Raw genomic sequence first — 15,282 nt, forward strand, 5'->3', positions numbered from 1 at the left:
GCATCGCAAGGCGGAGGAGGGAGTCCATGCGGAGCATCGGCGACCGACGACAACGCGGCGAGGTGCGTGCACCGGCGTCGCGCACCCGGCGGGAACTGTCAGACACGCCCCGAAGTCGGGTCGGAGCCGGTCAGGCCTTCGGGACGCGCACGATCAGCGCGTCGCCCTGGCCGCCGCCGCCGCACAGCGCGGCCGCGCCGACCCCGCCGCCGCGGCGCTGCAGCTCCAGCGCCAGGGTCAGCACCACGCGGGCGCCGGACATCCCGATCGGGTGGCCGAGCGCGATGGCGCCGCCGTTGACGTTGACGATGTCCGAGGTGACGCCCAGGTCCTTCATCGACTGGTGGGCGACGGCCGCGAAGGCCTCGTTGATCTCGATCAGGTCGAGGTCGGCGACCTCCAGGCCCTCCTTGGCCAGCGCGTGCCTGATCGCGTTGGACGGCTGCGACTGGAGCGAGTTGTCCGGGCCGGCCACGTTGCCGTGCGCGCCGATCTCGGCGATCCAGGTCAGGCCCAGCTCCTCGGCCTTGGCCTTGCTCATCACGACCACGGCGGCGGCGCCGTCGGAGATCTGCGAGGAGGTGCCGGCGGTGATCGTGCCGTCCTTGGTGAAGGCCGGGCGCAGCTTGGCCAGGCCCTCCACGGTGGTGTCCGCGCGGATGCCCTCGTCCTGGCTGAACAGCACCGGCTCGCCCTTGCGCTGCGGGATGGCGACCGGGACGATCTCGGCGTCGAAGACCCCGTCGGCCTGCGCCTTGGCGGCCCGCTGGTGGGAGGCGGCGGCGATCTCGTCCTGCGCCTCGCGCGGGATGCCCAGGCGGGTGTTGTGCTTCTCGGTGGACTCGCCCATCGGGATGTTCTCGTAGGCGTCGGTGAGGCCGTCGTGGGCCATCGCGTCGAGCATCGCGATCGCGCCGTACTTGAAGCCCTCGCGGGACTTCGGCAGCAGGTGCGGGGCGTTGGTCATCGACTCCTGGCCGCCGGCCACCACGATGTCGAACTCGCCGGCCCGGATCAGCTGGTCGGCGAGCGCGATGGCGTCGAGGCCGGAGAGGCAGACCTTGTTGACGGTCAGCGCCGGGACGTTCATCGGGATGCCGGCCTTGACGGCGGCCTGGCGGGCCGGGATCTGGCCGGCGCCGGCCTGGAGCACCTGGCCCATGATCACGTACTGGACCTGCTCGCCGGTGATCCCGGCCCGCTCCAGGGCCGCCTTGATCGCGACGGCGCCGAGGTCGGCGCCGGAGAAGCCCTTGAGGGAACCCAGCAGGCGACCCATCGGGGTCCGCGCACCGGCAACGATCACAGAGGTGGTGTTGGTCATGGGACGGGCCCCTTCGCACGTCGTGGCCAGGTGAGGATGCGCTCAATGTACTGACCCGTTACCCGCCCGTCACCGGAGCGACGGTGTGATCGAGCGCACTGGCACCATCCAGTCAACACCGTGCCGACCCGCTCCGGGTGAACCGCCCGCGGGCCGCCCGCCGGGCGGCCCGCCGTGTGAGCAGGCTCGCACGCCCGGCACTGGCGCCCGTCGCGGGCCATGCGCTGCACTGGGTGCACCTTTAGCCCCACCACCTTCTCCCCACCTCCCGGAGGCCGTCGTGCTGACCCGCATCGACCACATCGGCATCGCCTGCCGAGACCTCGACAAGACGGTCGAGTTCTACCGCGCCACCTACGGTTTCGAGGTCTTCCACTCCGAGGTCAACGAGGAGCAGGGCGTCCGCGAGGCCATGCTCCGGATCAACGGCACCGACGACGGCGGCGCCTCGTACCTCCAGCTGCTGGAGCCCACCCGGCCCGACTCCACCGTGGCCAAGTGGCTGGAGAAGAACGGCGAGGGCGTGCACCACATCGCCTTCGGCACCGCCGACGTGGACGGCGACTCCGAGGCCATCCGGGACAAGGGCGTCCGGGTCCTCTACGACCAGCCGCGGATCGGCTCGATGGGTTCGCGGATCACCTTCCTGCACCCCAAGGACTGCGGCGGCGTGCTGACCGAGCTGGTCACCTCCGCGCAGCAGGGCCACGACGGGCACTGACCCCCTCCCGGCCCGCCCCCGGGCGCGCGGCGTCCCGGGGGCAGCCGACGGTCCGTCGGTCATGACCCGTCAGTAACCTGGCGGGAAGAGCCGGAAAACACCCCTGCGGCCATTCCCCCGCAGTGCGCTCCCACTACAATGCCCAGGTGCGCGAAGGCTCCGGGGGACGGAGGCGACGGGCACGGCCGAAGACAGGCCTGTCCGCCCTCCGGCGGTCGGCCCGTCGCAAGGGGAGTCCATTACGCGGGCACGGCTGAACAGTCGCAAGACGGATCTGTCACCATTCTCCACAAGGCAAGAGTTCGCCCAGGAGTCCACTCGGACGGGGGAACGCGGCACCCCCGCGCTCCCGCGCCCCGGATTCCGACGACCGCGGCGGGCGGCCCCGGCATGGCGGGGGACCGTCCACCGGCTGCGGATGCAAGGACCAGTCGGACCGGCGCCCGGGATACCGGAGCCCGGAACCGGCCGGGTCGAGGACGCGACCAGGAGATGGATGGGACCGCGGAGTGCGGGGCAACGACCGCTACGAGGCTGACGATCACCTCTCCCAGTTCGAGGCCGAGATGGGTCGGACTCGGAAGGAGCGCGACAAGGCAGTCGAGCATGCCGAAGACCTCGCCTACCAGGTGGAGGTCCTGCGGGCGAAACTGCACGAGTCCCGCCGGATGCTGGCCCAGCCGCGCGCCTTCGACGCCGTCTCCGGCCAGGCCGAGCAGATGCTCCGCACCGCCGAGATGCAGGCCCAGCAGCTGCGCGCCGACGCCGAGCGCCAGCTGCGCGACTCCCAGGCCGCCACCCAGCGGATCATGGCCGAGGCCGCCGAGCGCACCGCCCGGCTGGAAGCCGACCTCGCCGCCCGTCGCCGCCAGCTGGAGGACGAGCTCGCCGAGCTGCGCCGCTCCGCCGAGCAGCACGTCAACGGCTGGGCCGAGCAGACCCGGGCCGGCTCCGAGCAGGAGGCCCAGCGGCTGCTCCAGGACGCCCGCGCCGAGGCCGAGCGGATGGTCGCCGCCGCCCGTGCGGAGGCCGTCGCCCTCTCCGACCACGCCCGCGCCCAGACCGCCGCCGACGTGGACGCCGCCCGCGGCGAGGCCCAGGCCGCCGCCGAGGCCGCCCTGCAGCGGGCCCAGAACGACGCCGAGCGCCTGCTGCGCGCCGCCTCCGAGCAGGCCCAGCAGGCCGGCGCCCAGGCCGCCGCCGACGTGGACGCCGCCCGCGGCGAGGCCCAGCAGCAGCTGGCCGCCGCGCACGCCGCCGCCGAGGGCCAGCTGGTCGCCGCCCAGGCCGAGATCGGCCGGCTCAAGGCGCAGGCCGCCAACGAGCAGGCCCGGGCCGAGCAGCAGCTCGCCGCCGCCAAGGCCGAGATAGAGCGGCTGCGCGCCGAGGCGATCGCCGAGGCGGAGCGCACCCGCCACGAGGCCACCGAACTGCGCGCCCAGGCCGAGCAGGCCGCCGAGCAGCTCCAGGCCGACGCCGAGGCCGCCGCCGAGCGCAGGGTCGCCGACGGCGAGGCCGCCAACGAGCAGCGCTCGCAGACCGCCCGGGCCGAGGTGGCCCGGATGGTCGCCCAGGCCACCAAGGAGGCCTCGGCGATCCGGGCCGAGGCCGAGGGCGTCCGCACCGAGGCCGCCACCAAGCAGGCCGAGGCCGACGCCGCCCGGGCCGCCGCCGCCGAGGAGAGCGAGCGGCTGCGGGCCACCGCCGAGTCGGTGGCCTCCGAACTGAAGGCCGAGGCCGAGGCGGCGATCGCCGAACTCCGCGCCCTGGCCGAGCGGGACGTCGCCGAGCTGCGCGCGCACGCCGAGGCCGACGCCCAGCGGCTGCGCGGCGAGGCCGAGGAGGCGGGCCGGGCGGCCGGTGCCAAGGACGCCACCGTCCACCTCGCCAAGGCCGCCAAGACCGCCGAGGAGGTCCTCGGCCGGGCCGACCAGGACGCCGAGACCGTGCGCGGCGAGGCCGCCGCCGAGGCCGAGCGGATCCGCGCCGAGGCCGCCGCCGAGGCGCAGCGCCTGCGCGAGCAGGCCCAGGCCGCCGTCGAGCAGGCCCAGAACGCCGCCCTGGACGACGCCGCCGCGATCCGCGAGCGGATCGAGCAGATGCAGGACGAGGCGGCCCGGCTGCGGGCCGAGGCCGAGGAGCTGCGCGCCCAGGCCGCCGCCGAGGCCGACCGGGTGCGCGGCGAGGCCCGCCGCCAGGCCGTGGTCCAGATCGAGGAGTCGGCGAAGAACGCCGAGGAGCTGCTCACCAAGGCCAAGGCCGACGCGGACGAGCTGCGCGCGGGTGCCGCCGGGGAGATCGAGCGGCTGCGCGAGCAGGCCCAGGAGCAGGCCGCCGAGACCCAGGGCCGGGCCGAGCAGACCCTGACCCGGGCCCGGGCCGAGGCCGGGAAGATCACCGAGGCCGCCGAGCAGCAGGGCCAGGACGCGCTCGCCGCCGCCAAGGCCGCGGCCGCCGAGAACCGGTCCGCCGCCGAGCGCGAGACCGCCGAACTCCGGCGCGACGCAACCGAGTTCGACCAGCGGGTGCGCGCCGAGGCGACCGCCGTGGCAGAGGCTACGACCACCGAGGCACAGGCCGAGGCGAAGGCCGTCCGGGACGCCGCGGTGGCCGACGCCGAGCGGGTGCGCACCGAGGCCGACACCGAGGCCGCCCGGGCCCGGGCCGAGGCCGAGGCGGCCGCGAACGCGCTGCGCGAGGAGAGCCGGCGCGAACGCGAGGAGGCCGCCGACGGCCTGCGGCGCGAGCGCGAGGAGACCTCCGAGCACCTGGACGCGGCCGAGGCCGCCCGCGAGCAGGCCGAACAGGCCGCCGCGGAGACCAGGGCCGAGGCCGAACAGGCCGCCGGAGAGCTGCGGGCGCTCGCCCAGCGCGAGACCAGCCGGCAGCGCGAGGCCGCCGAGGCCTACGCCGACCGGGTCCGCACCGAGGCCGAACAGCACGCCGGCGACCTCACCGAACGCACCGCGGCGGAGACGACCGAGGTCCGCGAGACCGCCGACCAGTACGGCGCCGAGGTCCGCGAAGCGGCCGACCGGCACAGCGTCGAGGTCCGCGAAGCCGCCGACACGTACGCCGACGAGCAGCGCACCGCAGCCGACACGTACGTCACCGAGCAGCACACCGCCGCCGACACGTACGCCACGGAGCAGCACACCGCGGCCGACGCCTACGCCGCGGAGACCAGGGCCGAGGCCGAGCAGGCCGCCGGGGAGCTGCGGGCCCTGGCCCAGCAGGAGACCACCCAGCAGCGCGAGGCCGCCGAGGCCCACGCCGACCGGGTCCGCACCGAGGCCGAACAGCACGCCACCGACCTCACCAAGCGCACCGCGGCGGAGACCGCCGAGGTCCGCGAGGCGGCCGACCGGTACGGCGCCGAGGTCCGCGAGACCGCCGACCGGTACGGCGTCGAGGTCCGCGAGGCCGCCGAGAAGCACAGCGTCGAGGTCCGCGAGGCCGCCGACACGTACGCCGGCGAGCAGCAGACCGCCGCCGACGCCTACGCCGCCGAGGTCCGCGAGCAGGCCGACGCCCACACCGCCGAGCAGCGCGCCGCCGCCGACGAGGCGCTGGAGCGCGCCGAGGCCACCGCCGAGCAGCGCCGCGCCGAGGCCGCCAAGGACGCCAAGGCCACCCGCGAGAAGGCCGCCGCCGAACTGGCCCTGGCCAACGAGCAGGCCTCGACCGTCCGGGCCGAGGCCGGCCGCGAGCTGTCCGAGGCCCGCGCCACCGCCGACGGCATCCGCGCCGAGGCCGGCGCCGAGCTGGAGCAAGCCAGGGCCGACCGCGCCGAGCTGATCGCCGCCGCCAAGGCCGAGGGCGCCGAGCTGGTGGCCGCCGCCGAGGACGAGGCCGCCGAGGTCCGCCAGTCGGTGGCCGGCATGCACGAGGCCGCCGCCGAGCAGATCGCCGCGCTCAGGGCCGCCGCCGAGCAGGAGGTCACCGAACTCCGCGAGGCCGCCGAGCAGGACGCCACCGAGCTGCGCACCCTCGCCGAGTACGAGACCACCGAGCAGCGGGAGCTGGCCGAGCGGGAGAGCACCGAGCAGCGCGAGTCCGCCGACGCGTACGCCGCCGAGCTGCGCGGCCTGGTCGAGCGGGAGAGCGCCGAGCAGCGCGAGCTCGTCGACCGCGAGACCGCCGACCTGCGGGCCCGCACCGAGGCCGAGACCACCGCCCTGCGCGAGCAGACCGAGCTGGAGCTGGCCGCCGAGCGGGAGGCCGTCGAGGACGAGCTCGGCCGGCAGCGCGCCGAGGCCCGGGCCTACGACGGGCAGCTGCGCACGGAGGCCGAGGCCGAGCTGCGGGCCGCCCAGGAGGCCGCCGAGCAGCTGCGCGCCGACGCGGAGGCGCAGGCCGCCCGTACGGTGGCCGAGGCCGAGGCCCAGGGCGCCCGGAGCATCGCCGACGCCGAGGAGCTGTCCGCGGCCCTGCGCGCCGAGGCCGACGAGTACGCCCTCGCCACCCGCACCCTGGCCGACGACTACGACTCCGCCACCCACTCCCGCGCCGACGCCTACGACGCGGAGACCCGGGAGGCCGCCGAGCAGTTCGACAAGGCCACCCGCGAGCACGCCAAGTCCGTCCTGGAGAAGGCCTTCGCGGACGCCGAGGCGCTCGGCGAGGACGCCCAGACCACCGCGCTGGCGACCACCGCCGCCGCCGAGGAGCAGGCGGACGCCATGGTCGCGGCCGCCCGCAAGGAGGCCGACCGGCTGGTCGCCGCCGGCGAGGCGGCCGGTCAGGCCGAGGTCGAGAAGGGCCGCTCCGACGCGGACACCCTGCTCGCCGAGGCCCGCCGGGACGCGACCGCGATCCGCGAGCGCGCCGAGGAGCTGCGCGAGCGCACCGACGCCGAGGTCGAGGCCCTGCACGAGCGCGCCCGCAAGGAGAACGCGGCGGCCATGAAGTCGGCCGGCGAGCGGGTGGACGCGCTGGTGACGGCCGCCCAGGAGCAGCTGACCGAGGCCGAGGAGCAGGCGGTGGCCACCGTCGCCGAGGCCGAGGACCGCGCGGCGGCCCTGGTCGCGGCGGCCGAGGACCGCGCGGCCGAGCTGACCTCGGAGGCCTCCGCGGAGGCCAGCAAGGTCCGGCTGTCCGCCGTCCGCAAGGCCGAGGGCCTGCTCAAGGAGGCGGAGACCAAGCTCGCCAACTCCACGGACCGCGCCGAGGCGCTCATCGAGAAGGCCGAGGCCAAGCTCCGGTCGTCCGAGGCGGAGGCCGAGGAGCGGCTGGACCGGGCCTCCACCGAGGCGGAGAAGCGGCTGCGGGACGCCGACGAGTCCGCGGACGAGCAGGTCGAGCTGGCGAAGGCGGAGGCCGAGCGGCTGCTCGCCGAGGCGAAGGCCGAGGCGAAGCGGGTCACCGACGAGGGCCGGCGCGAGCTGGACGAACTGGTGCGCCGCCGCAAGGACATCAACACCGAGATCTCCAGGGTCCAGGACGTGCTGTCCGCCCTGGAGGCGTTCGAGGCGCCGTCACCGGTCGCCCAGGCCAACGGGGGAAGCAGCACCAAGAAGGACGGGGGCGCCAAGGCCGGTGCCGGAGTTGGCTCCCCCCGGTCGGGTGGCAATCGCTCCAAGAGCTCACCACCCGATTGAGCGGACATTGGCGGTCATTGTCCGTGAGAGAACGGCATAACGCCGTCGACACTCCGGTACCGTGTCAGGATTCCCTCAACCACCTCAGCGGTTTGACGACAGGAAGCCCAGAACCCCATGAGCGACAGTCACTCCCCTCACGGCTTCGACCTGGTGCGCCGTGGGTACGAGCGCGCCCAGGTCGACGAGCGGATCACCAAGCTGGTGGCCGACCGTGACAGTGCCCTGACCCGGATCAGCGCGCTGGAGAAGCGCATCGAGGAGCTTCACCTCGAGACCCAGTCCGCCCAGGCGGCGGTCACCGAGGCGGAGCCCTCCTACGCCGGTCTCGGCGCCCGGGTCGAGAAGATCCTGCGACTCGCCGAGGAGGAGGCCAAGGACCTGCGCGACGAGGCGCACCGCGCCGCCGAGCAGCACCGCGAGCTCGCCGAGGCCGCCGCCCAGCAGGTCCGCACCGAGGCCGAGAACTACGCCAAGGACCGCAAGGCCAAGGCGGAGGACGAGGGGCTGCGGATCGTCGACAAGTCCAAGAGCGACGCCGCCCAGCTGCGCGCCGAGGCCAACAAGGACGCCCAGAACAAGCGCGAGGAGGCGGACGCCCTCTTCGAGGACACCCGCACCAAGGCCGCCCAGGCCGCGCTGGAGTTCGAGACCAACCTGGCCAAGCGCCGCGAGCAGTCCGAGCGCGACCTGGCCGCCCGTCAGGCCAAGGCCGAGAAGCGCCTGGCCGAGATCGAGCACCGGGCCGAGCAGCTGCGCCTGGAGGCCGAGAAGCTGCGCACCGACGCCGAGCGCCGCGCCCGCCAGACCGTCGAGACGGCCCAGCGCCAGTCCGAGGACATCGTGGCCGACGCCAACGCCAAGGCCGACCGCATCCGCAGCGAATCCGAGCGCGAGCTGGCGGCGCTCACCAACCGCCGCGACAGCATCAACGCCCAGCTGACCAACGTCCGCGAGATGCTGGCGACGCTGACCGGCGCGGCCGTCGCCGCCGCCTCGCTGCCGACCGACGACACCCTGGGCGTGCCCGCCCAGCAGTCGCGCTGACGCACACCGGCCGAGCCGCACCGCAGGCCCTCACCCGCCCGGGTGAGGGCCTGTCGGCTTGTCGCGCCGTCATCGCCTCCGGCGCGGCTTGACGAAGGGTCCCTAGCGGGGGTAGGCGCCGTCCGGCCGCTGGTACCCGCTGCTGAGCTGGTTGCCCTCGTCGTCCGAGACGGTGCCGAACCAGGAGGTGCACCAGACCGACACCGAGTCCGGCCAGTACTGCACCTCGAAGGGGTGCCCGGGCCCGTAGTCGCCGTACGAGGTGACGATGAAGGTCTCCCCCGGGCGCATCCAGTAGTCCTCGCCGAGCGGTTCCAGGGTCAGCTCGACCAGCCCCTCGCCCCGGTTGGTCACCGGCATCCGGCCGCTCACCTCCAGCGCCGAGAAGTCCCAGGCCGCCGCGTCCTGGCTCTCCTGGCTCATCCGGCGGCCACCCGGGCGAGCAGGGCGCGCACGACGGCGTCGAAGGCCTCCGGCGCCTCCAGGGCGCTCAGGTGGCCCACCCGGGGCAGGACGGTCAGCTCGGCGTCCGGCCGGGCCCGCAGCATCGCCTCGGCCTCCTCCGGCGCCACCAGGGCGTCCTCGGCGCCCGCCACGACCGCGACCGGCACCGGCAGGCCGGCCAGCACGTCCAGGGAGTCCGGGCGGGCCGCCATGGCCCGCTGGGCCCAGGCGACGGAGGCCGGCGCCGCGGCGGCGACCATCGCCTCCACCCGCTCCACCAGGTGCTGCGAGTCCGGCCCGAGCTGCCCGGCCGCGACCCGCTCGTCCAGCAGCAGCCGCACGCTGTCCCGCGCGGTGACGGCGGCGGCCATCCGCTCCCGGTTGGCCCGGACCGCGTCGGTGTCGGCGGTGGCCCGGGTGTTGGCGAGCAGCAGGCCGGCCAGCCGGTCGGGGTGGCGGCGGGCCAGGGCCAGCGCCGCGTAGCCGCCCATGGAGAGCCCGGCGACCACCGCGCGTTCGATTCCGGCGGCGTCCAGCAGCAGCGCGAGGTCATCCGCGACCAGGTCCAGCGAGGGCTCGTCGTCGCCCAGCCCGGTGCCGCCGAACCCCCGCTGGTCGGGGGCGAGCACCCGCGCTTCGTCCCCGGTCAGGCCGGGCAGCGCGTCCAGCTGGGACGACCACATCGAGGCGTTCAGAGGAAAGGCGTGCAGCAGCAGGAGTGGTGTTCCGGTACCGCTCTCGCGGACCGACACTGCGGAGGGGAGCTGGGTCATGCCACCAACCTATTCCGGCACGCCCGGCGGGCCCACTCAGCGGGCCGCGATACCCCCTTTGTCCTAGCCTGGCAAAGACCTGAGGGAGCGCGAATGATCGAGTTGCACGACCTGACAAAACGTTACGGCAAGACCCTCGCGGTGGACCGCCTCAGCTTCCAGGTCCCCCAGGGCGTGGTGACCGGCTTCCTCGGCCCCAACGGCGCCGGCAAGTCCACCACCATGCGCATGATCCTCGACCTCGACCGCCCGACCTCCGGCCGGGTCACCATCGACGGCAAGCGCTACGGCCAGCTCAGCGAGCCGCTCAAGTACATCGGCGCACTGCTGGAGGCCAAGGCCGTCCACCCCGGCCGCACCGCCCGCGACCACCTGCTCTGGCTCGCCCAGAGCAACCGCATCCCCGAGCGCCGGGTCGACGAGGTGCTCGCCCTGGTCGGCCTCACCCCGGTGGCCCGCAAGCGGGCCCGCGGCTTCTCGCTCGGCATGGGCCAGCGCCTGGGCATCGCCTCCGCGCTGCTCGGCGACCCGGAGATCGTCATGTTCGACGAGCCGGTCAACGGCCTGGACCCGGAGGGCATCCTCTGGATCCGCAACCTGATGAAGCGCCTCGCCGGCGAGGGCCGGACGGTCTTCGTCTCCTCCCACCTGATGAGCGAGATGGCCGTCACCGCCGACCACCTGGTGGTCATCGGCCGGGGCCGGCTGCTCGCCGACCTGCCGATGCCGGAGTTCATCCGGCGCAACTCCCGCTCCGCCGTACGGCTGCGCGGCCCCGAGCCCGAGCGGCTGCTCGACGTGCTGGCCCGGGCCGGCCTGCGGCACGAACCCGGCCCGGACGGCTCCTACGAGGTGGTCGACGGGGACATCGCCCGGCTCGGCGAGCTGTTCGCCGGCCAGGGCGTGGTGCTGCACGAGCTCAGCCCGCAGCAGGCCTCGCTGGAGGAGGCCTTCATGCAGATGACGGCCGACTCGGTGGAGTACCACGCGGGCGACGGACCGGGCCTGGACGCGGCCGGCGCGCCCACCGAGTGGGGCGCCGGCTGGAAGGCGGACGGCGCCCCGCAGAACACCACGGCACGGCAGGAGGAGAACTGAGATGGCGTCCTTCCCGGCGGTCCTGCGCTCCGAGTGGACGAAGATCCGCAGCGTCCGCTCGACGGTCTGGACGCTCGCGCTGACCTTCGTCGTCACGGTCGGCATCGGCGCGCTGCTGTCCCTGCTCACCAACAACAACTTCACCGAGTTCCGCCGCGGCGACCAGTCCCCGTTCGACGCCACCGGGACGTCCTTCTCCGGCATCATGCTCGGCGAGCTGGCGATCATCGTCTTCGGGGTGCTGGCGATCGGCAACGAGTACAGCAGCGGCATGGTCCGGGTCACCCTGGCCGCCGTCCCGCAGCGCGGCACCCTGCTCACCGGCAAGGCCGTGGTGCTCGGCGCGCTGGCCCTCGCGGTCTCGCTGGTGACGGCCTTCGCCACCTTCTTCGCCGGCCAGGCGCTGCTCGGCGAGCACTCCACCACGATCGGCGAACCGAACGTGCTGCGGGCGGTGTTCGGGGCGGCGCTGTACCTGACGCTGCTCTGCCTGTTCTCGGCGGGCGTCACCACGATGCTGCACAACCAGACGCTCGCGCTCGGCGTGCTGGTGCCGTTCTTCTTCCTGCTCTCGCCGATCCTCTCGGCGGTGCCGAAGGTCAAGACCCTGGCCCACTACTTCCCCGACTACGCGGGCTCCCGGATGCTGCTGGTGTACGAGCAGCACGGCCAGCCGTACGGGCCGTGGACCGGCTTCCTGATCTGCCTCGCCTGGACGGCGGCCGCGCTGGTCGGCGGCGCGCTGGTGCTCAAGAAGCGCGACGCGTAGCCGTCCCGGCGGCCCGGCCGTCAGTACCGCGGAGCGCCGCGGCCCCGCAGCAGGTTGGAGGCCCGGCGCTCCCGCGCTCCCCAGCAGGCGCGGTGCCAGTGCCGCCGGTCGTCCACGCCCGCGCCGTGCATCGGCCAGGCCACCACGTGGCCCGTCCCCGGCGGGATCTCCTGGTCGCAGCCCGGGCAGCGGTAGAACCGTCCGGCCGTCCCGGCGACCGTCTGGACCACCCAGTCGTCGCCCTGGTAGCTCTCGGTGCGGCGCAGCGAACCGCCGAGCGGGGCGGCCGGTTCTGCGCTCTCGTGGGGGGCGGCGCTCTTGATCCGGTTGCGGCGCGGCGACACGGCGGACTCCCTCTCCTGCTGGCCTCTGGGTCGTTCCAGCCTACGGCCGCCCGGGGCCCCGTACGGCCACTACCACGGCTCCGTCCGGCACTTCGGCGTTTTTGCCGAGATCCACCCGATCATCGGGGAAATTCGGGGTTCGGCGTGCCATTGGCACATGACATCCGATACCCACAGGGGGAGAAGGCGGGGCCCGCAGACCCTGCGCGCACCCGAGGAGGCCCCACGATGAGCAAGACCAGCGCCCGAGCCGAGAGCGGCCGGCCCGTCGGGGTCCGGTCACCCGCCCCCGGCCCGACGCTGACCTCCGTCCCCCCGGTGACGGCCGTCGCGGGCGAGCCGCTGCCGGCCACCCAGTGGGCCGGCGCGCTGCCGCCGGCCACCGGTCCGGTGCGGGTCGGCCTGTTCCTGCTGTCCGCGCAGTTCCCCGGGCAGAGCCACGGCGAGGCGCTGGAGCGCACCGTCCACTCCGCCGTCGAGGCCGAACGCGCGGGCCTGGACAGCGTCTGGCTGGCCGAGCACCACTTCGTGCCGTACGGGGTGTGCCCGGACGCCGCCACGCTGGCCGGGCTGCTGCTCGGCCGCACCCGCCGGATCGGCGTCGGCACGGCGGTCAGCGTGCTCTCCACCCGCCACCCGGTGGGGCTCGGCGAGCAGGCCGCGCTGCTGCACCTCACCTCCGGCGGACGGTTCACGCTCGGGGTGGGCCGCGGCGGCCCGTGGATCGACCTGGACGTGTTCGGCGGCGGCGTGGACGCCTTCGAGAACGGCTTCCCGGAGCGGCTGGACCTGCTGCTGCGCTGGCTGCGCGGCTCCCGGGTGGGCGCGGACGGCCCGCAGTTCGCCTTCCCCGAGGTCGCGGTGGTGCCGCGGGCCACCGAGCCAGTGCGGCGGCCCGGCCTGAGCAGCTGGCTCGGCCTGGGCCAACGGTCCGGCCCGGTGCGCTTCCCGCGCCAGCGCCGGGACGACGGGGGCCTCGGCGAGGAGCTCACCGCCTCCGGGCGGCCGGTGTCAGGCCCGCCCGTGGTGGTCGCCTGCACCTCGCCGGGCGGGGTGCGGATGGCCGCCGAGCGCGGCCTGCCGATGCTGCTCGGCATGCACTCCGGGGACGAGGACAAGCTGCGGATGCTGGAGCTCTACCGGTCCGCCTGGCTGGCCGCCGGGCGGTCCGAGGAGCAGCTGCGCCGGATCGGCCGCCGGCACGTCGCGGCCGGGGTGGCCCAGGTCGACGACCGCGCCGCGGCGGCCCGGTCCACGCTGCTGAACGCGATGCCTGGCTGGTTCGAGTACGGGCTCGGCGCCCACCGCACCGTGGACGGCCGAGAGCGCAGGATGCGCGACCCGCGCCAGTACACCGAGCTGCTCTGCGACCTGCACGCGGTGGGCACCCCGCGGCAGTGCGCCGACCGGCTGCTGGCCACCGCCGAACGCACCGGCATCCGGCGCTTCGCCCTGCTCGCCGAGGGCAGCGGCGACGAGGAGACGACCCTGCACAACATCGCCCGGCTCGGCTCCGAGGTGCTGCCGCAACTGGGCTGAGCCCCGTACGGGTCACGGGCCCGGGCCGCCGCCCCTCCCCCCGCACCGGGGAACGGGGCGGCCGGCGCCGCGGCACCGCGGGAAGGCGATCAGCAGTCCCGCAGCTCCTCGGACTGGTTGAGCAGCTGCTCCCGGACCGAGGTGAAGCGGTCGTACCGCGCCGCGTTGGCCTCCGACGGCAGGAACACCGCGACCCGGTGACAGTTCTGGAACGCCAGCCGGACCCCGAAGTGGCGCTGCAGGGCGCCCCGGATGGCGTCGCTGGCGAGGGCGCGCAGCAGCTGGCCACGGGCCTGCTCGCTGGGCGGTGGCACCTGGTTGTCGGCGAAGTCGGTGCCGTCGACCTTCGCCTGGGCGACCAGCGAGCTGATCAGGTCCCAGGCGTACGGCAGCGAGACGCGGACGCAGTCGACGAATTCCCGCTCGTCGACCTCGCCCCGCTCGGCCTTCTCCAGCAGGGCCGGTGAGACGTCGAGCGACATGGATTCTCCTCTCGCGGTCCACCCGCGCGGCGCCCGGGTGGTCGTGCGTAGGTCAAGCTCACAGTGAGGGTGGTGGTTTCGCATGGGGCGTCCGGAACACCGAGGGACAGGGGTTTCCGGCGCCTTCGCGACGGCGGCGGCGCCACGGGACGTGACGTCCCGGACACCGAACGCGCTCACAACAGCGTGGCAGTCAACGGAGCGGCGGGCCCGTCATTCCTGTGGATTGCTTCGGAAACACAGTGCGGTGCACCAGATTGGCCGGATCCCGTCGGATCGTTCATCTGAAGTCTCCATCCCCGTTGACAGCGATCCCGCGAGCGTGTCGTCACACACCGTAGCGACCCGAGGGTGGGGGCGCCAGGCCTCGACGGGCGGTAGCCGGACCGCAGGACCTCAATGTTGGCCGGGTTCGCGCTTTCTTCACCCAGCCGTCGCGGAATCGCATCAACTGGCCCCGGTGGGCTAGCGTGGTCGACCGTGCGTCTCGTAATTGCCCGCTGCTCAGTCGACTATGCCGGTCGGCTCTCCGCCCATCTGCCCTCCGCCACCAGGCTGATCCTGGTCAAGGCCGACGGCAGCGTCAGCATCCACGCCGACGACCGCGCCTACAAGCCGCTCAACTGGATGTCCCCGCCGTGCGTCCTCAAGGAGGCCGACGGGGTCTGGACGGTGGAGAACAAGGCCGGCGAGAAGCTCATCATCACGCTGGAGGAGGTGCTGCACGACTCGTCCCACGAGCTCGGGGTCGACCCGGGCCTGATCAAGGACGGCGTGGAGGCACACCTCCAGGAGCTGCTCGCGGACCGGATGGAGGTGCTCGGTGCCGGCTGGTCGCTGATCCGCCGCGAGTACCCCACGGCGATCGGCCCGGTCGACATCCTCTGCCGCGACGCCGACGGCTCCACGGTGGCCGTCGAGATCAAGCGCCGCGGCGAGATCGACGGTGTCGAACAGCTCACCCGCTACCTCGAACTCCTCAACCGGGACCCGCTGCTGGCCCCGGTCAAGGGCGTCTTCGCCGCGCAGGAGATCAAGCCGCAGGCCCGCGTGCTGGCCACCGACCGCGGCATCGGCTGCGTGGTGCTGGACTACGACGAGCTGCGCGGCATCGACGACGACAAGCTCAAGCTGTTCTGAC

12 protein-coding genes are annotated in these 15,282 nt (G+C 74.3%); 7 read left to right on the plus strand and 5 right to left on the minus strand.

Going from position 1 to position 15,282, the window contains the following annotated elements; all coding sequences use genetic code 11:
- Positions 1-130: 130 nt before the first annotated feature.
- Positions 131-1,324 (minus strand): acetyl-CoA C-acetyltransferase, encoded by a 1,194-nt coding sequence (locus ACFU7Z_RS03060; protein WP_074001457.1) that lies wholly within the window; start codon positions 1,322-1,324, stop codon positions 131-133.
- A 280-nt stretch (positions 1,325-1,604) separates the two neighbouring features.
- On the opposite strand from ACFU7Z_RS03060, the gene mce reads away from it, so the two are divergent.
- From mce to ACFU7Z_RS03075, 3 genes are all read left to right on the plus strand, one after another.
- Complete coding sequence (mce, locus tag ACFU7Z_RS03065; protein ID WP_049651447.1) at positions 1,605-2,045, plus strand: methylmalonyl-CoA epimerase; 441 nt, start codon at positions 1,605-1,607, stop codon at positions 2,043-2,045.
- 509 nt (positions 2,046-2,554) lie between these two features.
- Positions 2,555-7,645 (plus strand): hypothetical protein, encoded by a 5,091-nt coding sequence (locus tag ACFU7Z_RS03070; protein WP_380775609.1) that lies wholly within the window; start codon positions 2,555-2,557, stop codon positions 7,643-7,645.
- Between the two features lie 117 nt (positions 7,646-7,762).
- On the plus strand, positions 7,763-8,692 hold the full coding sequence (locus ACFU7Z_RS03075) for a cellulose-binding protein (protein WP_049655735.1): 930 nt from the start codon (positions 7,763-7,765) through the stop codon (positions 8,690-8,692).
- Between the two features lie 102 nt (positions 8,693-8,794).
- On the opposite strand, the gene ACFU7Z_RS03080 is transcribed toward ACFU7Z_RS03075, so the two are convergent.
- On the minus strand, positions 8,795-9,115 hold the full coding sequence (locus tag ACFU7Z_RS03080; RefSeq protein ID WP_049655736.1) for a hypothetical protein: 321 nt from the start codon (positions 9,113-9,115) through the stop codon (positions 8,795-8,797).
- On the minus strand, positions 9,112-9,909 hold the full coding sequence (locus ACFU7Z_RS03085; RefSeq protein WP_380775611.1) for an alpha/beta fold hydrolase: 798 nt from the start codon (positions 9,907-9,909) through the stop codon (positions 9,112-9,114). Before ACFU7Z_RS03085 ends, ACFU7Z_RS03080 begins: the two co-directional genes overlap by 4 nt.
- A 93-nt stretch (positions 9,910-10,002) precedes the next feature.
- On the opposite strand from ACFU7Z_RS03085, the gene ACFU7Z_RS03090 reads away from it, so the two are divergent.
- A complete protein-coding gene (locus ACFU7Z_RS03090; protein ID WP_049655738.1) occupies positions 10,003-11,007 on the plus strand; it encodes an ABC transporter ATP-binding protein in 1,005 nt (334 codons plus the stop codon).
- A 1-nt stretch (position 11,008) separates the two neighbouring features.
- The gene (locus tag ACFU7Z_RS03095) at positions 11,009-11,776 is read left to right on the plus strand and encodes an ABC transporter permease subunit (protein WP_074001455.1); all 768 of its coding nucleotides are present in this window, start codon (positions 11,009-11,011) and stop codon (positions 11,774-11,776) included.
- A 20-nt stretch (positions 11,777-11,796) separates the two neighbouring features.
- Here ACFU7Z_RS03095 and ACFU7Z_RS03100 read toward each other — a convergent pair whose 3' ends face one another.
- Positions 11,797-12,120: a hypothetical protein gene (locus ACFU7Z_RS03100; RefSeq protein ID WP_049655743.1), complete on the minus strand. Its 324-nt coding sequence runs from the start codon at positions 12,118-12,120 to the stop codon at positions 11,797-11,799.
- A gap of 390 nt (positions 12,121-12,510) precedes the next feature.
- Between ACFU7Z_RS03100 and ACFU7Z_RS03105 the strand changes: the two genes are divergently transcribed.
- Positions 12,511-13,659, plus strand: a complete 1,149-nt coding sequence (locus ACFU7Z_RS03105) for an LLM class flavin-dependent oxidoreductase (protein WP_049655749.1) — start codon at positions 12,511-12,513, stop codon at positions 13,657-13,659.
- A gap of 89 nt (positions 13,660-13,748) precedes the next feature.
- Here ACFU7Z_RS03105 and ACFU7Z_RS03110 read toward each other — a convergent pair whose 3' ends face one another.
- On the minus strand, positions 13,749-14,141 hold the full coding sequence (locus ACFU7Z_RS03110; protein ID WP_030282024.1) for an SCO5389 family protein: 393 nt from the start codon (positions 14,139-14,141) through the stop codon (positions 13,749-13,751).
- Positions 14,142-14,621: 480 nt separating this feature from the next.
- Here ACFU7Z_RS03110 and nucS point away from each other — a divergent pair, with 480 nt between their 5' ends.
- Entirely contained in the window at positions 14,622-15,281 is a 660-nt protein-coding gene (nucS, locus tag ACFU7Z_RS03115) for an endonuclease NucS (RefSeq protein WP_049655746.1), read from the plus strand.
- Position 15,282 lies beyond the last annotated feature (1 nt).

This window comes from Kitasatospora sp. NPDC057518 (assembly GCF_042802075.1).
Classification (GTDB): domain Bacteria; phylum Actinomycetota; class Actinomycetes; order Streptomycetales; family Streptomycetaceae; genus Kitasatospora.